21 protein-coding genes and 1 tRNA gene are annotated in these 20,586 nt (G+C 67.8%); 16 read left to right on the top strand and 6 right to left on the bottom strand.

Features of this window, described 5'->3' with window-relative positions; all coding sequences use genetic code 11:
- The first annotated feature begins 38 nt into the window (after nt 1-38).
- The 5 genes from topA (at nt 39) to IM776_RS04210 (ending at nt 6,607) form a co-directional block, all read left to right on the top strand.
- Nucleotides 39-2,876: a type I DNA topoisomerase gene (gene topA, locus IM776_RS04190; RefSeq protein ID WP_194421772.1), complete on the top strand. Its 2,838-nt coding sequence runs from the start codon at nt 39-41 to the stop codon at nt 2,874-2,876.
- On the top strand, nt 2,873-3,499 hold the full coding sequence (gene tmk, locus IM776_RS04195) for a dTMP kinase (RefSeq protein WP_194421773.1): 627 nt from the start codon (nt 2,873-2,875) through the stop codon (nt 3,497-3,499). Before topA ends, tmk begins: the two co-directional genes overlap by 4 nt.
- Nucleotides 3,500-3,756: 257 nt before the next feature.
- Complete coding sequence (locus tag IM776_RS04200; RefSeq protein WP_194421774.1) at nt 3,757-4,911, top strand: DNA polymerase III subunit delta'; 1,155 nt, start codon at nt 3,757-3,759, stop codon at nt 4,909-4,911.
- Nucleotides 4,908-6,473 (top strand): alpha/beta hydrolase, encoded by a 1,566-nt coding sequence (locus IM776_RS04205; protein ID WP_228479907.1) that lies wholly within the window; start codon nt 4,908-4,910, stop codon nt 6,471-6,473. Before IM776_RS04200 ends, IM776_RS04205 begins: the two co-directional genes overlap by 4 nt.
- A 58-nt stretch (nt 6,474-6,531) precedes the next feature.
- Nucleotides 6,532-6,607: transfer RNA gene (locus IM776_RS04210), tRNA-Thr, on the top strand.
- Between the two features lie 40 nt (nt 6,608-6,647).
- Here the strand turns inward: IM776_RS04210 and IM776_RS04215 are convergent.
- Nucleotides 6,648-7,091, bottom strand: coding sequence for a VOC family protein (locus IM776_RS04215; protein ID WP_194421775.1), 444 nt, complete (start codon nt 7,089-7,091; stop codon nt 6,648-6,650).
- A 71-nt stretch (nt 7,092-7,162) separates the two neighbouring features.
- Between IM776_RS04215 and IM776_RS04220 the strand changes: the two genes are divergently transcribed.
- From IM776_RS04220 to IM776_RS04230, 3 genes are read left to right on the top strand one after another with little or no spacing between them, the layout of a single operon-like run.
- Nucleotides 7,163-7,762, top strand: a complete 600-nt coding sequence (locus tag IM776_RS04220; protein WP_194421776.1) for an isochorismatase family protein — start codon at nt 7,163-7,165, stop codon at nt 7,760-7,762.
- Nucleotides 7,759-8,292, top strand: coding sequence for a DUF1697 domain-containing protein (locus IM776_RS04225; RefSeq protein ID WP_194421777.1), 534 nt, complete (start codon nt 7,759-7,761; stop codon nt 8,290-8,292). Before IM776_RS04220 ends, IM776_RS04225 begins: the two co-directional genes overlap by 4 nt.
- Nucleotides 8,289-8,939 (top strand): IMPACT family protein, encoded by a 651-nt coding sequence (locus IM776_RS04230; RefSeq protein ID WP_194421778.1) that lies wholly within the window; start codon nt 8,289-8,291, stop codon nt 8,937-8,939. Before IM776_RS04225 ends, IM776_RS04230 begins: the two co-directional genes overlap by 4 nt.
- Here IM776_RS04230 and IM776_RS04235 read toward each other — a convergent pair whose 3' ends face one another.
- Complete coding sequence (locus IM776_RS04235; protein ID WP_194421779.1) at nt 8,940-9,146, bottom strand: hypothetical protein; 207 nt, start codon at nt 9,144-9,146, stop codon at nt 8,940-8,942.
- A 25-nt stretch (nt 9,147-9,171) separates the two neighbouring features.
- On the opposite strand from IM776_RS04235, the gene IM776_RS04240 reads away from it, so the two are divergent.
- Together IM776_RS04240 and IM776_RS04245 are read left to right on the top strand one after the other, a co-directional pair.
- Complete coding sequence (locus tag IM776_RS04240) at nt 9,172-9,690, top strand: CGNR zinc finger domain-containing protein (RefSeq protein WP_194421780.1); 519 nt, start codon at nt 9,172-9,174, stop codon at nt 9,688-9,690.
- Nucleotides 9,691-9,755: 65 nt separating this feature from the next.
- Nucleotides 9,756-10,085, top strand: a complete 330-nt coding sequence (locus tag IM776_RS04245) for a hypothetical protein (RefSeq protein ID WP_194421781.1) — start codon at nt 9,756-9,758, stop codon at nt 10,083-10,085.
- 449 nt (nt 10,086-10,534) lie between these two features.
- On the opposite strand, the gene IM776_RS04250 is transcribed toward IM776_RS04245, so the two are convergent.
- Together IM776_RS04250 and IM776_RS04255 are read right to left on the bottom strand one after the other, a co-directional pair.
- Nucleotides 10,535-11,161, bottom strand: a complete 627-nt coding sequence (locus IM776_RS04250) for a trimeric intracellular cation channel family protein (RefSeq protein ID WP_194421782.1) — start codon at nt 11,159-11,161, stop codon at nt 10,535-10,537.
- 186 nt (nt 11,162-11,347) lie between these two features.
- Nucleotides 11,348-12,004, bottom strand: a complete 657-nt coding sequence (locus IM776_RS04255) for a fasciclin domain-containing protein (protein ID WP_194421783.1) — start codon at nt 12,002-12,004, stop codon at nt 11,348-11,350.
- A 152-nt stretch (nt 12,005-12,156) separates the two neighbouring features.
- Here IM776_RS04255 and IM776_RS04260 point away from each other — a divergent pair, with 152 nt between their 5' ends.
- The 6 genes from IM776_RS04260 (at nt 12,157) to IM776_RS04285 (ending at nt 18,683) form a co-directional block, all read left to right on the top strand.
- Nucleotides 12,157-13,863: a cytochrome c biogenesis protein DipZ gene (locus tag IM776_RS04260; protein ID WP_194421784.1), complete on the top strand. Its 1,707-nt coding sequence runs from the start codon at nt 12,157-12,159 to the stop codon at nt 13,861-13,863.
- 44 nt (nt 13,864-13,907) lie between these two features.
- Nucleotides 13,908-14,507: an ECF RNA polymerase sigma factor SigK gene (gene sigK / locus IM776_RS04265; protein ID WP_194421785.1), complete on the top strand. Its 600-nt coding sequence runs from the start codon at nt 13,908-13,910 to the stop codon at nt 14,505-14,507.
- Nucleotides 14,504-15,232, top strand: coding sequence for an anti-sigma factor (locus tag IM776_RS04270; RefSeq protein WP_194421786.1), 729 nt, complete (start codon nt 14,504-14,506; stop codon nt 15,230-15,232). Before sigK ends, IM776_RS04270 begins: the two co-directional genes overlap by 4 nt.
- A gap of 19 nt (nt 15,233-15,251) precedes the next feature.
- On the top strand, nt 15,252-15,878 hold the full coding sequence (locus IM776_RS04275) for a DNA-directed RNA polymerase subunit beta (protein ID WP_194421787.1): 627 nt from the start codon (nt 15,252-15,254) through the stop codon (nt 15,876-15,878).
- 191 nt (nt 15,879-16,069) lie between these two features.
- Complete coding sequence (locus tag IM776_RS04280) at nt 16,070-16,954, top strand: aminodeoxychorismate lyase (RefSeq protein WP_194421788.1); 885 nt, start codon at nt 16,070-16,072, stop codon at nt 16,952-16,954.
- A gap of 31 nt (nt 16,955-16,985) precedes the next feature.
- Entirely contained in the window at nt 16,986-18,683 is a 1,698-nt protein-coding gene (locus tag IM776_RS04285; RefSeq protein WP_194421789.1) for a long-chain-fatty-acid--CoA ligase, read from the top strand.
- Nucleotides 18,684-18,705: 22 nt separating this feature from the next.
- Here the strand turns inward: IM776_RS04285 and pstB are convergent, their stop codons facing one another.
- The gene (pstB, locus tag IM776_RS04290) at nt 18,706-19,485 is read right to left on the bottom strand and encodes a phosphate ABC transporter ATP-binding protein PstB (RefSeq protein ID WP_194421790.1); all 780 of its coding nucleotides are present in this window, start codon (nt 19,483-19,485) and stop codon (nt 18,706-18,708) included.
- 23 nt (nt 19,486-19,508) lie between these two features.
- Nucleotides 19,509-20,585, bottom strand: a complete 1,077-nt coding sequence (pstA, locus tag IM776_RS04295; RefSeq protein ID WP_194421791.1) for a phosphate ABC transporter permease PstA — start codon at nt 20,583-20,585, stop codon at nt 19,509-19,511.
- Nucleotide 20,586 lies beyond the last annotated feature (1 nt).

Here is a 20,586-nt window from a genome sequence, read left to right on the forward strand (position 1 = left end):
GTGGTGTGTATGGTGTGCTTCGAAGAAAGGACGCACCCTTGGCTGAAGGCAAGAAGCTCGTCATCGTCGAGTCTCCGACGAAGATGCGGTCGATTCAGGGGTACCTCGGCGATGACTACGAGGTGCTCAGCTCGGTCGGCCACATCCGCGATCTGGCAGACAAGAAGGACATCCCCGCGAGCGACAAGGCCGCCTACGGGAAGTACTCCATCGACGTGGAGAACGGCTTCGATCCGTACTACGTCGTCTCCGATCGCAAGACGAAGACCGTCGCCGAGCTCAAGCGCGCCCTCAAGCACGCAGACGAACTCCTGCTCGCCACTGATGAGGACCGCGAGGGGGAGGCCATCGCCTGGCACCTGCTCGAGACCCTGAAGCCCAAGGTGCCCGTCAAGCGCATGGTGTTCCACGAGATCACCAAGGACGCCATCCAGGCCGCCGTCGGCAACACGCGCGAGCTCGACCTCGCGCTCGTCGACGCGCAGGAGACCCGCCGCATCCTCGACCGCCTGTACGGCTGGGACGTCTCGCCGGTACTCTGGTACAAGGTCAAGACCGGTCTGTCCGCCGGGCGCGTGCAGTCCGCAGCGACGCGCATGATCGTCGAGCGGGAGCGCGAGCGCATGGCGTTCGTCTCCGCCGACTACTGGGACGTCGAGGCGTCCGCCGCATCGGGCACCGCGTTCAAGGTGCGCCTGGTGCGCGTCGACGGAGGACAGCTCGCCCGCGGCACCGACTTCGACGACAGCGGAAAGCTGAAGAAGGCCGTCGTCGTCCTCTCCGAGAAGGACGCCACCGCGCTCGCCGACGCCGTCGACGCCGCAGGCGCCGGCACAGTCACAAAGGTCGAGGCCAAGCCGGGAACCCGCAGCCCCTACGCCCCCTTCACCACCTCCACGCTGCAGCAGGAGGCCGGACGCAAGCTCTCGATGAGTGCGAAGCAGGCGATGAGCGTCGCCCAGCGCCTGTACGAGAAGGGCTTCATCACCTATATGCGAACCGACTCGGTCGCGCTCAGCACCCAGGCGGTGCAGGCTGCGCGCAGCCAGGCGGTCGCTCTCTACGGTGACGGCGCGGTGCCGCTGAAGCCCCGGGTGTACAAGTCCAAGAGCAAGAACGCGCAGGAGGCGCACGAGGCCATCCGTCCCTCGGGCGAGAACTTCCGCAAGCCGGCGTCCGTGGCCGGCGAGCTCGACCGCGAAGAGCTGCGACTCTACGACCTCATCTGGAAGCGCACCGTTGCCAGCCAGATGGCCGACGCGAAGTACGAGACCACCACGGTGACGATCGCTGTCGACACCTCAGCGGAGCTCAGCGCGAGTGCCGGGAAGCTCGCCGAGTTCACGGCATCCGGCACCGTGTACACGTTCAAGGGCTTCCTCGAGGCGTACGAGGAGGGCAAGGACGAGAAGCGCGGCGACACCGACGCCGACTCGAACCAGTCCCTGCCCGCCGTCGCCGTCGGCGACGAACTCGGAATGTCGGATGCCGAGGCGAAGGGCCACAAGACGACGCCGAAGCCCCGCTACACCGAGGCTTCTCTGGTCAAGGCGCTCGAGGAGCACGGCATCGGCCGCCCCTCCACCTTCGCCAGCATCATCGGCACCGTGATCGACCGCGGCTACGCCACCAAGCGCGGCCAGGCGCTCGTGCCGACCTGGATGGCGTTCAGCGTCGTGCGGCTGCTGGAGGAGCACTTCTCCGATCTGATCGACTACGACTTCACCGCGGCGCTCGAAGACGACCTCGATGCGATCGCGCGCGGGGAGCAGAAGCGCGTCGAATGGCTGAAGTCGTTCTACTTCGGCTCCGACGCCCAGGTCGGGCTCCGCCAGGTCGTCGACAACGTCGGCGAGATCGACGCGCGCGCGCTGAATTCCACGCGCATCACCGACACCGCCACCCTGCGATTCGGCAAGTACGGCCCGTACCTCGAGGTCATCGACCCGGCGACACCGGAGGAGCGCGGACGCATCGTCAACGTTCCCGAAGACCTCGCCCCCGACGAGCTCACCGCGGAGAAGGCCCAGGAGCTCATCGACGCTCCGGTCGCCGGCGATCGCGTTCTCGGCGAGAACCCCGAGAACGGCCGAGTCATCGTCGTCAAGGACGGCCGCTATGGCCCCTACGTGCAGGAGAACCTGCCGGAGGAGGACCCCGTCATCGACGAGGCCACCGGCGAGGTCGTCGAGGCGCCGAAGAAGAAGACCGCGAAGAAGGACGCGCCCAAACCGCGCACCGGATCGCTGTTCCGCTCCATGTCGGTCGAGGACATCGACCTGGACACCGCGCTGAAGCTGCTCAGCCTTCCCCGCGTCGTCGGCACCGACCCCGAGAACGGCGATGAGATCACGGCGCAGAACGGCCGGTACGGGCCCTACTTGAAGAAGGGCACCGACTCGCGCTCGCTGGAGAGCGAGCAGCAGATCTTCGATGTCACCCTCGAGCAGGCGCTCGCGATCTACGAACAGCCGAAGTACGGGGCAGGGTCTCGCCGGGCGTCCAGCGCGCTCGCCGAGTTCGAAGCCGACCCGGTCAGCGGCAAACCGATCCGCGTGCGTGACGGACGCTTCGGCCCGTATGTCACGGACGGCGAGACGAACGTGACGATCCCGCGCGGTCAGAAGCCCGAGGACATCACGTTCGAGATTGCGGTGCAGATGCTCGCCGACAAGCGTGCGAAGGGCCCGGCTCCCAAGCGAGGCGCGAAGAAGGCTCCGGCGAAGAAGGCTCCGGCGAAGCCTGCAGCCAAGAAGGTGCCCACGAAGAAGACGGCCGCGAAGTCGGATGCCGACAAGGCTGCCGCCCGCTCGGCGGCAGCGAAGAAGGCCGCAGCGACCCGGGCCGCCAACGCCAAGAAGAAAGCGAACGCGTGACCGCACGCCCTGGGCTCTGGATCACTCTCGAGGGCGGCGACGGCTCAGGAAAGACCACGCAGGCGGAGATTCTCGAGAGTTGGCTGCGGGACGCCGATCACACCGTGCTGCGCACACGCGAGCCCGGAGGCAGCGAGGTCGGGCAGCTGATCCGTGACATCGTGCTGCATCACCGCGGCGACATCGCGCCCCGCGCCGAGGCGCTGTTGTACGCAGCCGACCGCGCGCACCACGTGGAGACCGTCGTACTCCCAGCGCTGGAGCGCGGTGAGATCGTGCTGCAGGATCGCTATCTCGACTCGTCCGTCGCCTATCAGGGGGCAGGCCGGGTGCTCGACGGCGCGCAGGTGCGCGACCTCTCGCTATGGGCGACGAACGGCGCGCTGCCCGATCTCACGGTGCTGCTCGACTTGGACCCCGTCGCGGCGCGACGGCGTCTGGACTCAGCGGACAAGCCGTTCGACCGGCTCGAAGCGGAGAAGCAGGACTTCCACGCCCGGGTGCGCGAGGCGTATCTCGCGCTGGCGGATGCCGAGCCCGATCGGTTCATCGTGCTGGATGCCGCGGCATCCCCTGATCGGATCGCCGACGCGATCCGCACCCGCGTCGCCCCGCTCCTCTGACCAAGCGGGGTCCTGACTCGAGTGGTTTCGACTCCGCCGCTGTGCGGCTTCGCTCACCCCGTTTCGGCTGCGCGCTTCGCGCTTCGCTCAACGACCGCAGGAGACCTTCCCCCGACGGGTCGTTGAGCGAGCGAACCCCCGACGGGTCGTTGAGCGAGCGAAGCGAGACGAAACGGATTGAGCGAGCCGCCGGCGAGTCGAAATCGCTGAACAACGAGCGCGCAAGCGGTGTCGGCGGCGACGGATAGGCTGAGATCATGACCGCGACCCTCGCCCCGTTCCCGTGGACGGACGTGTGGGGGCAGGGCGACGCCGTCGAGGCGCTGCGATCTGCGGCATCCGATCCCGCGTCACTCTCGCACGCGTGGCTGATCACCGGCCCTCCCGGATCCGGGCGCTCGACGCTCGCGTACGCCTTCGCCGCCGCGCTGATCGCCGACGGCCCCGACGACCAGCAGACGATGCGACAGGTGCTCGCCGGTACCCACCCCGACGTCACGGCGCTGCGCACCGACAAGGTCATCATCACGATCAAGGAGGCCCGCGCGCTCGTCGAGCGGTCCTACTTCGCCCCCTCCGCGGGTCGTTACCGCGTGATCGTGGTCGAGGATGCCGATCGCATGGTCGAGCGCACCTCGAACGTGCTCCTGAAGGCGCTCGAGGAGCCGCCGGAGAAGACCGTCTGGGTGCTCTGCGCGCCCAGCGAGGCCGATCTGCTGCCGACGATCCGCTCGCGGGTGCGCCCGCTGCGGCTGCGCGAACCCGACGTCGACGACGTCGCGCGACTCATCGTCGAACGCACGGGCGCGGACGCGTCAGTGGCAGAGCAGGCCGCGCGCCACTCGCAGCGTCACATAGGCATGGCCCAGCGGCTGGCGACCGACGACTCCGCCCGCAGCCGCCGCGAGGGCACGCTGCGATCGGCGCTGGCCGTGCGTGGCGTCGGCAGCGCGGTCGAGGTCGCGGGAGAGATCATCCAGGCGGCAACAGACGACGCCAAGGCCCTCACCGCCGAGCGTGACGCCGCCGAGCGGGCCTCACTGCTGCGCACGGTCGGCATCGCGGAAGGGCAGGCGGTGCCCCCGGCGCTGCGCGCGCAGATCGCAGCCCTCGAAGACGATCAGAAGAAGCGCGCCACGCGCAGTCTGCGTGACGGTATCGACCGGGTTCTGACGGACCTCCAGTCGATGTTCCGCGACGTCGTCATGCTGCAGTACGGCAGGGGACACGACCTGATCAACCGCGAGCTGGGCGAGGAGCTCGGCGCGCTGGCGACCGCATGGCCGGTGGAACGTACGCTGGTGGTGCTCGACCATCTTGCCGAGACCAGGGAATCGCTGGAGCGCAACGTCGCCCCGACGCTGGCCCTGGAGAGTTTGCTCGTGACCGTCGCGAGCGGGAGGAAACCGTGAACACTCGACAGACGTCCCGCCTGCGACGGCTTGCGGCGATCACCGCGGGGCTCGCCGTGGCATCCATGATGCTCAGCGGATGCCTGTACACGATGATTCCCGAGGGGACGGAGCCCCGTCCGTCCACGACGAACGCCCCCGACACGGAGGGCGTGTCCGCGGACCTCCTGCCCTTCTACGAGCAGACCCTGGAGTGGGAGGCGTGCGACCGTGGCGGGGCGATGTTCGACTGCAGCTCGGTCACAGCCCCTCTGGACTGGGAGAACCCCGAAGCCGGTGAGATCGAACTCGCGGTCGTGCGTCACCAGGCGACCGGCCAGCCGATGGGATCCCTGCTGACCAACCCGGGCGGCCCCGGGGCGAGCGGACGCGACTTCATCCTCGACAGCGTCGACTACGCGGTCGGCGCCGACCTCATCGAGAACTACGATGTGATCGGTTTCGATCCTCGCGGCGTCGGCGGCTCCACCGCCGTGACCTGCTTCGACGCCGCCGACATGGACTCGTACCTCTACGACATCCCTGCATCGACGCGCGGGACGGCGGAGTGGGAAGCCGAACTCACCGAGCGCAACGAGCACTTCGCCGATGCGTGCGAGGCCAACAGCGCCGGCATCCTGCCGCACGTCACGACGGTGAACTCGGCACGAGACATGGACCTGATCCGTGCGGTGCTGGGCGACAAGGAACTGAACTACCTGGGCTACTCGTACGGCACGTTCCTCGGTGCGACGTACGCGAACCTCTACCCCGAGAAGGCCGGGCGCCTCGTCCTGGACGGCGCGATCGACCCCGCCGTGTCCGGTATCGAGGTCGGCACGACGCAGGCCCTCGGCTTCGAGTCGGCCCTGCGCGCTTACATGCAGAACTGCCTCGACTCCGACTCCTGCCCCTTCAACGGCACGGTCGACGAGGCCATGGCCGACCTCGGGGCGCTTCTCGCGGCCGTCGACCGCACCCCTCTGGAGAACGACGACGGGCGGACGCTCGGCGCGGATTCGCTCATGACCGCGATCATCGCCGCGCTGTACTCGGAGGACAACTGGGCGTACCTGACGCAGGCGCTCGATGGAGCGCTGCAGGGCGACCCGTACGTCGCGTTCGTCCTCGCGGACTTCTACAACGGCCGCGAGGACGGCGTGTACCTCGACAACTCCACCGAGGCGTTCCGCGCCTACAACTGCATGGACTACCCGGTCGAAGACGACCAGGCCGCACAGGATGCCGCCGACGCGAAGCTCGCCGAGGGGGCGCCGACCATCGCGCCGTACTGGAACGGACCGGATCCCTGCGCCGTCTGGCCGCACCCGCCCACCGGCACGCGCGGCGAGATCCACGCCGAAGGCGCAGGTCCCATCCTCGTCGTCGGCACGACCAACGACCCGGCGACCCCGTACGAGTGGTCGGTGTCGCTCGCAGAGCAGCTCGACGAGGGCGTGCTCATCACGCGCGTCGGCGAAGGGCACACCGGCTACAACAAGGGCAATGTCTGCGTGGATGACGCGGTCGACGCGTTCTTCCTCGAGGACGCGGTTCCGGACGGCGACCTGAACTGCGAGTGATTCGCGATGGCGGCGCGGACAGGGTAATATCGTTGATCGCGCCGCTTGTGCGACGCACGCCGCTTTAGCTCAGTCGGCAGAGCATTTCACTCGTAATGAAAAGGTCGTCAGTTCGATTCTGACAAGCGGCTCCACCGGCCCCGTGACGCGAAGAGCATCACGGGGCCTTTTCGTTCATCCGAGCCGTTCGGCGAGGGCGACGATGATCCCCTCGGGTCCGCGGACGTACGTCATGCGCCATTGATCCTCGAACTCGCCGACGCTGCCGTCGAGGCGATACCCCTCCGCAGTGAGTCTCGCGACCATCTCCTCGAGCCCGGCGACCTCGAACGCGATGCTGCGGATGCCGAGCTCGTTCGCCATGGCCTCAGGCTGCCCCTGACCCAGCGCCGGGCGGTGGAACGTCGACAGCTCGACGCCGGTTCCGCCGCCCGGCACCTGCAGCATGACGATGGTCGTCTTCGCGCCGGGGATGCCGCACACGGCGTCGAGGAACTCTCCCTCCATCGGGGTCGGGTCTCCCAGTCGTTCGAGGCCGAGGTCGAGGAAGAATCTCGTCACCTCCTCGAGGTCGGAGACGGTGATGCCGACGTGGTCGAATCGCTTGATGGCAGACATGCCGCGATTCTCCTCGGCTCGTCGACGGATATCCACGTGCTCCGCGAACGCCTGACGCGTACGCTCGAAGCATGAGCAGAGCACTTCTCATCGTCGACGTGCAGAACGATTTCACCGAGGGCGGCGCGCTGGCGGTCGCGGGCGGGGATGCCGTGGCATCCGCCGTGTCGGCGTTCCTGTCCGCACACGCCGGCGAGTACGACGTGATCGTCGCGTCACGCGACTGGCATGAGCCCGACCGCGACAACGGCGGGCACTTCGCCGATGAGCCGGACTTCCAGAGCTCCTGGCCGGTGCACTGCGTCGCCGGTACGGCGGGCGCCGAGTACGACCCACTGCTGGCGACGGATGCCGTCACGCATCACGTCCGCAAGGGCCAGGGCATACCGGCGTACTCGATGTTCGAGGGGACGACCGATGACGACGCCACCGTCGCCGCGGTACTGAGCGAGCGCGGCGTGCTCGTGGCGGATGTCGTGGGCCTGGCGACCGACCACTGCGTGCGGGCGTCCGCGATGGATGCGATCGCGCACGGCGTGCACGTGCGGGTGCTCACCGACCTCGTCGCCGGGGTCGGCGCGGAGTCCAGCGAGCGGGCTCTCGCCGAGCTCGCGCACGCGGGAGCGGAACTCGTCGAGAGCACTCAGGCGTTCGGCGGCGCGCCCTCGTGAGCCGCAGCGTCCTGCTGCTGCGGGCGGTGAACGTCAGCGGCCGCAACAGCGTTCCCATGGCGCGGCTACGTGAAGTACTGGCATCCGAGACCGATCTGCAGAACGTCTCGACATACATCGCCAGCGGCAACATCGTCTGCGACGCGCCAGCGGGTGCCCGTTCCGCCTGCGCGCGAGTGCGGGAGGTGATCGCGGCCGACTTCGGCGTCGACGCGCCGGTCATCGCGCGCAGCCACGACGAGCTCGTTGCGGCCCTCGCCGCGTGTCCGTTCGACGGCGGAGCGGAGAAGTTCGTGCACGCGATGTTCCTCGAGGGCGAACCGTCAGCGGGGGCGGTCGCGGTGCTCGAGGAGCGCCTCGTGCCGGGAGAGGAGCTCGCGCTCATCGGCCGCGACCTCTGGATCAGCTACAGCGAGGACGGCGTCGCCGCCACGAAGCTCACGAAAGCGGTCCTCGATCGGGCGCTCGGCGTCGCCGGTACTGCGCGGAACCTTCGGACCACGCGGAAGCTCGCCGAGCTCACGGCATGACCGCCTACCCCGCCACGATCGCGAAGGCCGTCGATCACGAGCTGGTGATCAAGAAGTCGCGCTTCCTCGCGCATGCGGCTCCGGTCTCGTCCCCTGAGGAGGCTGACGCTGTCATCGCCGCGGTCAGGAAACGGGCGTGGGATGCCAGGCACAACTGCTCGGCGCAGGTCACGGGCGCGCTCGGGGAGCGGGCGCGGTCGTCGGACGACGGCGAGCCGTCCGGGACTGCCGGGGTGCCCATGCTCGAGGTGCTGCGGCGGCGTGAACTCACCGATGTCGTCGCCGTGGTCACACGTTATTTCGGTGGCATCAAGCTCGGTGCGGGCGGGCTCGTGCGGGCATACTCTTCGGCGGTGGCCGAGGCGCTCGATCTCGCGACGGTCGTCGACCGGCACCTGCTCGCCGGCGTCGAGGTGCCGGTGATGCACGCTGATGCCGGACGGTTCGAGAACCTGCTCCGCGAGTGGGTGCACGGTCGCAGCGCGGTTCTCGACGCGCCGACCTATGCTGCGCGGGCGACGTTCACCGTGTGGGTGCCGCCCGGGGCTGTCACAGTCCTCGCCGCAGAGATCGCGGCGGCGTCGGGCGGAGCAGTGAGCATCGAGCCGACGGGAGCCGAGCGCCTCATCGACGTGCCACGGGTCTGATCAGGAACGTGGGATGCTGCGGCTGATGCCGATGGACGGAAGCTGCGAATCCTGCTGCAGGTCCACCCGTCGCGCGGCGCAGCCGGTGCAACGCACGTAGACGACCGTGCCGTCGGTGGTGCGGTGGCGGGACTCGGAGACCCAGGCGTGCTCGTGAGCGAGGGCAGCTGTGTGGTGGGGGATCCGGCGAGTGCGCAGTGTGGGCATGAGACCAGCGTGATGTAATGGTCTTATGCATCTCAACCCTTACGGTGAGTATGCCGTTCTGCTCGCGGCATCCCTTGCGAATGACTGGCCGGATGACCGGCAGGGCATCGAGGAGCGAACGCTGGATCTCGGCATGACGATGACGTTTCCGCCCGCGGCAGACGATCACGCGAGAGTTCGCGAGGTCATCGACGACTGGCTGCGGATCGTCGACGAGGCCGATCATGCGAACCGCGCCGACCTGCTGAACGCGCAGCTCGCGCAAGCTGCGGCGTACCCGCGACTCACCGATCACGACGGCGAAGGGTGGCATCTGCACTACCGCGATGATGTGCAGTCGCTGCCCTACGTGCTGCGCGCGATCATCAGCGTCGGCACGTCACTGCATCTGGTCACCCGAGGCATGGACCGCTTGGGCCGGTGCGCGGCATCCCCGTGCGAGAACGTCGTCGTCGACGTGACCCGTAACGGGCGTCAGCGGTTCTGCTCCGTGCGCTGCGCGAATCGCGCCGCCGTGCGCCGTCACCGTGGGCGAGTCGCCTGAGAGTCGGCGGCTGCAGCGATCTCCGACCGCCAGTTCCGACCCATGCGCTTGTACGTGACGATCGCGTGACAGTTACGGCAGCGGGCATCGCACTTCGCGATCTCATCGATGATCGTCGCGATGCTGAAGCCGTTTCGCACGAGTTGCATGACGCCGTCCCGTTTGGCGCTGCCCGGTCGATGATCGAAATCGAGCACGCGGACGTCAACGGCTCCGCAGTCGACGCAAGGATGCTTGAGCAGGTATTCTCCGATGAACCTTATGCTCTCCGCCCGCTGAGCGTCCGTGCGTCGCCGGATCACGGCGAGGTGATGCTCGCGATTCGAATCGTAGTACCTGCGAGACGCTGCCCGGTTGCACTCTCGGCAGAGTTCCTGACGTCCGTCTGCGCGTGAGGATTTTCGATTGAAGTCGGTCAACGGCTTGACCCTTCGGCACGTGCCGCATCGTTTCATGGCGTCACGGTACTGTCGAGGTCCGACATTGGGATGCGGTGGGCCCCGAGGGGCTCGAACCCTCGACCCGCGGATTAACTTGCCACTTCGGCTTTCGCCGCCGCCCAGTGGGCGTTCGTGGTCTGGACTGTCCCTTCACCTTGGCTTTCGCTGTAGGTGCCACCCGTCCAGTCTCTACACCTTCCGGACTTGCGTCCGGCTTGGCTCGGGATTGCCAACTGGTTTCCCAGGAAGGGTTCCCCGACTTTGAGTGGTGTCATCCCCGGAGTTTCCCCCGAGGCGCTCCTATTATGTTGAAGTCCGATGCTCTGCCAACTGAGCTAGAGGCCCGCACGCTCGAGTCTAGCCGTTGTTCTCAGGGCCGAGCCACGCCCGCAGTGCGAACCACCTCAGGCCTCTCTGCTCTTCGGTTGCCCCTTGGCGTGCGGGATGCGCCAGCGGAAGTGCAGTGACAGCACCCGGAAGACGAACACGACGATCGCCGCGACGAACACCGTCACCACGTTCGGGAGCGCGGTGAACCAGAGACCGGCGACGATCGCGGCACCGAGGAACGCGGGCACCGCGTAGAGGTCAGATGAGTTGAACAGCTGCGGGTCGCGGTTCGCGACGACGTCGCGCAGCAGTCCGCCCCCTACACCGGTGGTGACGCCGAGGAGCATTGCCGCCACCGGGTTCATGCCCGCCTCGAGTGCCTTGACGGCGCCCGTCGTGCAGAACAGCGCGAGGCCGGCGGCGTCGAAGATCAGCAACGGCCTTGAGTAGCGCTCGATGCCGCTGGAGAGGAAGAACACCAGCGCCGCCGCGGCGACGGGCGCCGCGAGATGGATCGGCTCGTCGAAGGCGGTCGGAGGCACCCTGATGATGAGGTCGCGGATGACGCCGCCGCCGAGGCCGGTCAGACTCCCCAGCAGCAGCGAGCCGACGATGTCGTAGCCGCGCTGGGCGGCCAGGAGGGAACCCGAGATGGCGAAGAAGAAGGTGCCCAGCAGATCGAGCGTGAGCGCCCAGTTCACGAGCGCTCGCTGAAGTCTTCCGCGAACCGCATGAGGCCAGGATGCCGTACCGCGGATCGCTCACACGAGGGGCGCGCCGCGCGGCTGCCGTGCCTGCGCGCACACGGATGCGGTCGTCAGCGCTCTCGTCGCTGACGACCGCATCGCGCGGTGCTGTGACTCCCCAGCCCAGCACCCGAACCGGCCTCACTCAGCCGGCGGCATGAGGACCGAGTCGATCAGGTACACGGTCGCGTTGGCCGTCTGCACGCCACCGCAGACCACATTGGCGTCGTTCACCATCCACATGTCACCCTCGCCGGTGACCTCGAGGTCGGCGCCCTGCACGGTGGTGTGCATGCCGGCGATGTCGGCGGGCTCGATCTGACCGGGGACCACGTGGTACGTGAGGATCGACGACAGCATCTCGGAGTCGGTCTTCAGCGTCTCGAGCGTCGCCGCGTCGATCTTGGCGAACGCGTCGTCCACCGGTGCGAACACCGTGAACTCGTCGCCGTTGAGCGTGTCGACGAGGTTGACGTCGGGGTTGAGCTCACCGCTGACCGCCGAGACCAGCGTGGTCAGCATGGGGTTGTTGGATGCCGCGACCGCGACAGGATCCTGCGACATCCCCTGGATCGAGCCGTCGCCGTCCGGCACGGCCTCCGCGTACGCCTCGCAGCCGGGGCCGACGAGGTTCGCGGCGGGATCCATCGCCATGGGCGTCTCCTCGGACGTCTCAGGCGCTGCGGACTCGGCGGGCTCCTCAGCCGTGTCCGAGCTCATCGAGCAGCCCGACAGCACGAGAACGCTCGCGAATCCGAGCGACAGTGCTGCGGTCATCTTCTTCTTGGTGCTGAACATCTCTACCTCCGGAGATCGGAGCCGCGGCCTTCCCGCGGCGTCGACGGTTCTTCGGAGCGCCCGCGGCATCGGATGGGACGGATCGCAGAAGGGGCCTCCGACAATCCGATCGGATGGTCGGAGCCGAACAGGATGCGACGGAAGGCGGGGACATGGACCTCATCATCATCGGGCTGCTCGGCGGCCTCATCACCGGCATCTCGCCGTGCATCCTGCCGGTGCTGCCGGTCATCTTCCTGACCGGCGGTGCGGCGTCCGCACGCTTCGACGGCGAGGCGGCACCGGCGCGACGCAGCCGTCCCTACCTCGTCATCGCCGGGCTCGTATTGAGCTTCAGCCTGGTGACGCTGGCAGGATCGCTGATCCTCGGGCTGCTCAACCTGCCCCAGGACATCATCCGATGGGTGGGGATCGCCGTGCTGGCCATCCTCGGCGTCGGGCTGCTCGTGCCGCGGTTCGAGCGCCTCCTCGAAAAGCCTTTCCAGCGCCTCCAATCACGCAAGGAGGTGAAGAACCAGGGCAGCGGCTTCGGCGTCGGACTCGCGCTCGGCGCGGTGTTCGTGCCCTGTGCCGGTCCCGTGCTGGCGGCCATCATCGTCGCGGGCGCCACCGGTCAGATCGGCGTCGGCACCGTCGCGCTGACGCTCGCCTTCGCCATCGGCGTGGCCGTGCCGCTGCTGATCTTCGCCCTCGCCGGTCGCGGCGTCGTCGAACGTATCCGCGCGTTCCGCACCCGAGAGCGCGGGCTGCGCATCGCCGCGGGAGTTGCCATGATCGCGCTCGCCATCGGCCTCGTCTTCAACGTGCCGCAGATGCTCCAGCGTCTTCTCCCGGACTACACCGCCGAGCTCCAGGAGGGACTCGCCGAGCAGCAGGCCGACGCCCTCGACCTCGGTGGCCTCGTCACCGACGAGAACCGCGAACTCGACAAGTGCACCAACGGCGCCGAGGAACTCGAGTCGTGCGGTACCGCGCCGTCGATCCGCGGGATCGAGCAGTGGCTGAACACCCCCGACGGCGAGGCGATCGATCTGGACGAGCTGCGCGGCCAGGTGGTGCTCATCGACTTCTGGGCGTACTCGTGCATCAACTGCCAGCGCTCCATTCCGCATGTCGTCGCGTGGGACGAGGCCTATCGCGACGTGGGGCTGCAGGTCATCGGCATCCACTCGCCCGAGTACGCGTTCGAGAAGGATGCCGGCAACGTCGCCGCCGGCATCCGCGATTTCGGAATCGACTATCCGGTCGCCCTCGACAACGATCTCGCCACCTGGACCAACTACCGAAATCGGTACTGGCCGGCGCACTACCTGATCGACGCCGACGGCACCGTGCGGCACATCTCGTTCGGAGAGGGCAATTACGCCGCGACCGAGAAGATGATCCGAGAGCTGCTGGAGACGGCCGATCCCGGGGTCGAGCTGCCGCCGGCGACCGACGTCGAGGATGTCACGCCTGAGGTGGACTCGACCACGCCCGAGACGTTCCTGGGCTCGTCGAAGGACGTGAACTACGGCGGCCAGGGGCCGTATCGCGCCGGCGCCGCGACTTTCGAGTTCCCGGGTACGCAGGACGACGACACGTTCGCGCTCGACGGAGACTGGGAGATCGCCACGCAGTACGCCACTCCCACCGCAGACGGCGCCGCGGTGCGCCTGAGCTACCGGGCATCCGAAGTGAGGATGGTGCTCGCGGGCAGCGGCGAGATCACCGTGCGCACCGACGACGGTGAGAGCCGGACGATCCCTGTCGACGGTGCACCCCGCTCCTACCGGCTGCTGCAGGGCGCGGCAGAGGACGGCGAACTGACCGTCGAGATTCCGCAGGGGATCCAGGCGTACTCGTTCACTTTCGGATGAATCATGAACCGGCGCGTGGTTCGAACCTGGCGAGCGGATGCGGCATGCTTGTGGAGATGGTCATCGACGGTGTGGACATGCCGGAGGACGGCACGGCGGGAGACCCCGTCGCCGACCTCCTCGTCCGCGTTGCCGGCGGCGACCAGGCGGCCTTCGCCGAGGTCTACGACCTTCTCTCGTCGCGCGTCTTCGGGCTCATCCTCCGTGTGCTCGTCAATCGCTCGCAGAGCGAAGAGGTGCTGCAGGAGGTGTTCCTCGAGATCTGGCAATCCGCGGCGCGGTTCGCTCCGAACAGAGGACAGGGACGCACCTGGGTTCTCACGATCGCCCACCGCCGCGCGGTCGATCGTGTCAGGGCGTCGCAGTCCAGCACGGATCGGGACGTCCGTGCCGGGATACGCGACATCGGCGTCGCCCACGACAGCGTCGCCGAGCAGGTGGAGCTGAGCATCGAGGGCGAACGCGTCGTGGCGGCGCTGGGTACGCTACCGGACCCGCAGCGGGAGGCGCTCGTCCTGTCGTACTACGGCGGTTACAGTCAGAGCGAGATCGCCGTGCTGATCGGTGCGCCGCTGGGAACGGTGAAGACGAGGATGCGAGACGGACTCTCGCGCCTGAGGAATGAGATGGGGGTGAACGCATGAATGAGAACGAGTTCGCAGAACTCGCCGCAGGGCACGCCCTGCGCGCGCTGTCGGATGCCGACGAGCGACGCTATGCGGATGCCCTCGCCGCGCACCCCGAATGGGCCGCGATCGCCGAGCACGACGCCGAGACGGCGGCTCTGCTGTCGGATGCCGCCGCCCCTGTCGCACCGCCCGCGAGCATCCGGGACTCGCTGCTCGCGCAGATCGCCGTCACGCCCCAGGACGACGCCGTCGAACCCGAACCGCAGCACGCGCCGAAGCCTCGGCGCTGGAGCCGCGGACTGTTCGCGCTCGCCGCATCGGTGGTGCTGATCGTCGGGCTCGGGATCGGTGCGGCCATCCTCATCCCGCAGCTCACGCAGCCGGCATCCGTCGTCGCGCTCGAAGAGATCGAGGCCGCACCCGATGCGCAGCAGGCGACGGTCGAACTCGACGCCGGCGCGCAGGCGACGGCGCACTGGTCGACCTCCGTCGGCAGCGCCGTGCTCGTCACAGAGGGACTGGAAGAACTCGACGAGGATCAGACGTACCAGCTCTGGCTCGTCCGCGGCGAGGATGCGCTGCCCGCAGGTCTGTTCGAGGCGGATGCCGGGAGCGCGACGGCCCTGCTGGACGGCTCGATGCACGAGGGCGATGTGATCGCGGTCACGGTCGAGCAGGCGGGCGGATCTCCGACCGGGCTGCCCACGACGGACCCGATCATCGCGATCCCCACCGCCTGAGCGCGAGTACCCTGGACGGATGCCTGAGCATCACCGTCCCGTCCGCCGGCCGTCGGCGGCCTTCGACAATCTGGTCGGCTCGGCCGATTCCGCGGAGGCCGTCCGCGTCGCGCATGCCACGGCATCCGCCCTGCTCACGCGGGCGCGCGAGGACGAGAGCGGCGAGAGCGCCGAGCGTCTGATCGCGTTCACCGCCGAACACGGGATCGACGACATCGCCGAGTTGTGGGCGACAGCGCCTGCGGTGTCGCTGCCGGGCGCGCTTTGGCGGCTGTACCTGCTGCAGCTCGCGATCCACAGCGATCCCCAGACGTCGGCGCTGCTGTATGAGCGCGGCCGCGTCGAGCTCGCCTCCGCGGATGCCGTCGTGGCCGGCGCGCCGGCGCCCGCGAGCCCTGAGGAGCTGGTGGCTCTGATCGACACGATCCTGCGCGGGGTGTTCCGCGGCGACTTCTCGGTCGCTCTCGACCGGGCCGCGGCCTTCTGCAGGGTGCAGGTGTCGGGGGCGACCCACGTCGCGGACGACTACGAGAGCACTGAAGCCGAGCGGGCTTCGGAATTCACGACCCGCGCGCGGCGGCTTCATACTTACGCGAACGATCTGACCGCAGCGTCCGGTCTGTGGCGCGTCGGCGGCCTGAACTAGTCGCACGTGCCACCGGCCGGGCCCGGGCATGAAAAGACCGGGCCGCAAGAACGCCTCTCGGCGGAAGGCCGCTCGCAGCGGCAAAATTTGGAGCCCGGGGTTATGCGGCCCGGCCATTCAAGTGTAACGTCCCGGCGCCGGAGGTATTCCTGAACATCGGGTGTTGATCGCAGTGGCCGTAGGGTGATCTCATGCCACAGCGTTTCGCCCTGATCATCGATCCCGTGGAGGCCTCCGAGGAGCGGGCCGACTTCTCCGGCACGTTCACGGTCGTGGATGCCGCCGCTCCCGCGCTGAGCGTGGGAGAGCTGAGCACGCAGCGCGGTGACGGCGTGTTCGAGTCGATCGGTGTGATCGACGGGCACGCGCAGGAGGTCGTGCCGCACCTGGAGCGCCTGGCGAACTCTGCGCGGATCTGCGACCTTCCCGTGCCGAACCAGGAGCAGTGGCGTCAGGCCGTCGCCGTCGCGGCGGCCGAGTGCCCGGCCGGTGAGGCGGTCATCAAGCTCATCCTCAGCAGGGGAGTCGAGCACGGGCCGACTCCGACGGCGTGGGTGACGGCGGCACCGGCATCCGACTTCTCGAACGTGCGCGCGAACGGCGTCAAGGTGGTGACACTCGACCGCGGGCACCCGCTCGACGTCGCCGAACGTGCGCCCTGGCTACTGTTGGGTGCGAAGACGCTGTCGTACGCGGTGAACATGGCGGCGCTGCGCGAGGCGAACCGCCGCGGGGCGGACGACGCCGTGTTCCTCTCCAGCGACGGGTACGTGCTGGAGGCGCCGACGGCCTCGCTCATCCTCCGGTTCGGCGACCGTTTCGTCACGCCGGCGCCGACCGGCGGCATCCTGCACGGCACGACGCAGTTGAGCGTGTACGACTACCTCTCCGGTCGCGGCTTCGACACCGGGTACGACCGCATCCCGGCATCCGATCTCCCTCGCGCCGAGGCGGCGTGGCTGGTCTCCAGCATCCGCCTCGCCGTCCCCGTCACCGCCGTCGACGGCACGTCCCTGCGCGTCGACCACGGCCTCACAACCGAGCTGAACGGGTATCTCCTCTCGCCGCGCAACTGACAGATGCCGCCGTTCGCGGCAGGATGGGAAGATGTCCGGCACCCCGTACGACTCGCGGCCATGGCTCACGTCCTACGCCGAAGGCGTTCCGCACGAGATAGACGCGCCGACGCAGACGCTGCCGGAGATGATCGCGACGAGCGCCAGATCGTTCGGGCGTCGGCCCGCACTCGAGTTCTTCGGCGCTGTCACGACCTACCGGCAGCTGGGGGAGCAGATCGAGCGTGCAGCAGAGGGATTGCGGCTTCTGGGCGTGAAGAAGGGCGATCGAGTCGCCCTGGTGCTGCCCAACTGCCCACAGCATGTCATCGCCTTCTATGCGGCGCTGCGCCTCGGCGCGATCGTCGTAGAGCACAATCCGCTCTACACCGCTCGGGAGCTGCGGCACCAGTTCGAAGATCACGGGGCTCGATTCGCCATCGTCTGGGACAAGAGCTTCGATACGATCGCCGGATTCCCGGCCGACCTTGAGCTCGAACGCGTCATCCGCGTCGACATTACCGAGGCGCTGCCGTTCGCCAAGCGGCTGGCACTGCGCCTGCCGCTGAAGAAGGCGCGTGCGTCGAGGGCGAGGCTGACCGAGACACCCAAGACGAAGCATCCGCTGACCTGGAGGAAGTTGGTCGACCACCGTCGTGTTCCGCGTCGGATCGCCGGCCCGGCCCTCGGGGACACTGCACTGCTGCAGTACACGAGCGGCACCACAGGAAGCCCGAAGGGCGCGATCCTCACCCACTCGAACCTGCGCGCGAACGCCATGCAGGGGCGCGCCTGGGTGCCGGGACTCGTCGACGGGAAGGAGACGTTCTATGCGGTGCTGCCGCTGTTCCACGCCTACGGCATGACGCTGTGCCTCACCTTCGCCATGAGCATCGGCGCGAAGCTCGTGCTGTTTCCTGCCTTCGATCTCGAGCTGGTGACCGATGCCGCTCGCACGAGCCCTCCCACGTTCCTGCCCGCCGTACCGCCGATATACGACCAGCTCGCCCGCGCGGCATCGCGTGGAACCATCGACCTCTCCAGCATCCGGTTCGCCATCTCGGGCGCGATGAGCCTGCCGCTCGCAACCGTCCGCGCCTGGGAGGATGCGACGGGAGGCATCCTCGTCGAGGGGTACGGCATGACGGAGAGTTCGCCGGTGGCGCTCGGCAACCCGATGGGCAGGACGCGACGACCCGGCACCGTCGGCGTTCCCTTCCCAAGCACCGAGATCCGCATCGTCGATCCGCACGATCCGTCCGTCGATCTGCCTCTGGGCGAGCGCGGCGAACTCCTCATCCGCGGGCCTCAGGTCTTCCAGGGCTACTGGGCGCGTCCAGGCGACACCGCGGCCTCTCTGCTTGCCGACGGCTGGCTGCGGACCGGTGACATCGCAGAAGTCTCTTCGGATGGGTTTGTGACGATCGTCGATCGACTGAAGGAGCTCATCATCACCGGCGGGTTCAATGTGTCGCCCAGCGAGGTCGAGGACGCGCTCGAAGCACACCCGGATGTCGCTGCTGCTGCGGTCGTCGGCCTTCCGCGATCGAGTGGCGGCGAAGACGTCGCAGCGGCCGTCGTGCTCCGGGAAGGGGCCGTGTTCGATGCCGGCGCGCTGCGGGACTTCTGCCGGACGAGACTCACCGCATACAAGGTGCCCAGGCGCGTCATAGCTGTGGACGACCTGCCTCGGTCGCTCATCGGCAAGGTGCTGAGGCGCGAGGTGCGCGAGAGCATGCTCTCCGCGTAGCGGAGCCGCTCGGATCCCGGGCTCAGCCGAAGCGGCCGGAGACGTAGTCCTCAGTCGCCTGCACCGAAGGCGTGGTGAAGATCGTGGTGGTGTCGTCGTACTCGATGAGCTTGCCCGGCTTGCCGGTGCCGGCGATGTTGAAGAACGCGGTCTTGTCGGACACGCGGCTGGCCTGCTGCATGTTGTGCGTCACGATGACAACCGTGTACTGGTTCTTCAGCTCGCCGATCAGCTCCTCGATCGCGTAGGTCGAGATCGGGTCGAGGGCGGAGCAGGGCTCGTCCATCAGGATGACCTGGGGCTCGACCGCGATCGCACGCGCGATGCACAGACGCTGCTGCTGACCGCCGGAGAGTCCGGAGCCGGGACGGTCGAGGCGGTCCTTGACCTCGTTCCACAGGTTCGCGCCGGTCAAAGCACGTTCGACCAGAGCGTCCTGATCGCCCTTGGACATGCGGGTGTTATTGAGCTTGACGCCGGCCAGCACGTTCTCCTTGATCGACATCGTCGGGAACGGGTTCGGGCGCTGGAACACCATGCCCACCTGTCGGCGCACCAGCACGGGGTCCACACCCGGGCCGTACAGGTCCTTTCCGTCGAGAAGCACTTCGCCCTGCACGCGCGCGCCGGGAATGACCTCGTGCATGCGGTTCAGGGTGCGCAGGAATGTGGACTTTCCGCAGCCGGACGGGCCGATGAACGCGGTCACGCTGCGCGGCTGGATGTCGAGGGAGACGCCCTCCACGGCGAGGAAGTCGCCGTAGAAGACGTTGAGGTCGTTGACTTCGATGCTCTTGGACATGTGAGGTTCCTTCGGGTTACGGCTCAGCGGCCGGAGGTCTTCGGGGCGAACCACTTCGCGATCAGACGCGCGAGCAGGTTCAGCACCATGACGATCAGGATCAGGGTGAGCGCGGACGCCCAGGCGCGATCGAGCGCAGCGTCAGGGTTTGTGCCCTGGTTCATGTACTGGTTGTAGGCGAAAACGGGTAGCGTCATCATCTGACCGCTGAAGATGTTCGTGTTCAAGCTCAGCGTGAATCCGGCTGTGAGCAGCAGGGGAGCGGTCTCGCCGATGACGCGCGAGATCGACAGCATCACCGAGGTCATGATTCCGGCGATCGATGTCGGCAGCACGACCTTGAGGATCGTCAGCCACTTCGGCACGCCGAGAGCATAAGCGGCCTCGCGTAGCTCGTTCGGCACGATGCGAAGCAGCTCCTCGCTGCCGCGCACGACGACCGGCGTCATGAGCACAGCCAGGGCGAGAGCTCCCATGACGCCCATCGAGATCCCCGGTCGGATCAGCAGCGAGAACACGGCGTAGATGAACAGACCGGCGACGATCGAGGGGATGCCGGTCATGACGTCGACGAAGAATGTGATGCCCTTGGCGAGCTTGCCGCGGCCGTACTCCACCAGGTAGATCGAGGTCATGAGGCCGATCGGCACCGAGATGACTGCGGCCGTGAGCGTGATCAGGACGGTGCCCCAGATCGCGTGCACGATGCCGCCGCCCTCGCCGACGATGTTGCGCATCGAGTAGCTGAAGAACTCGGCGTCGAATCGGTGGATCCCGTTGGCTGCGACCGTCCAAAGCAGCGAGACGAGCGGCATCAGGGCGATGAGGAACGCCGTCGCCACCAGCGCCGTCATCAGGCGGTCGACGGCCTTGCGTCGGCTCTCCGCAATCGCGGAGATGATCGTGATCAGCACCATGTAGAGCAAGATGCCGACGATCGACGCTCCCACGATGTTGAAGTTCGCGAGATCCTGGCCGATGCTCGCGACGGCGAACACCGCGAACGAGATCGTGAAGGATGCCAGTAGCAGGGCCCATGGCGCCCACTTGGGCAACTTCCCGGAGGTGAGCGACGGGGCAGGCGAGTTGAGGACGGTCATG

The sequence above is a fragment of the Microbacterium abyssi genome, from assembly GCF_015277895.1.
Lineage (GTDB): Bacteria > Actinomycetota > Actinomycetes > Actinomycetales > Microbacteriaceae > Microbacterium > Microbacterium abyssi.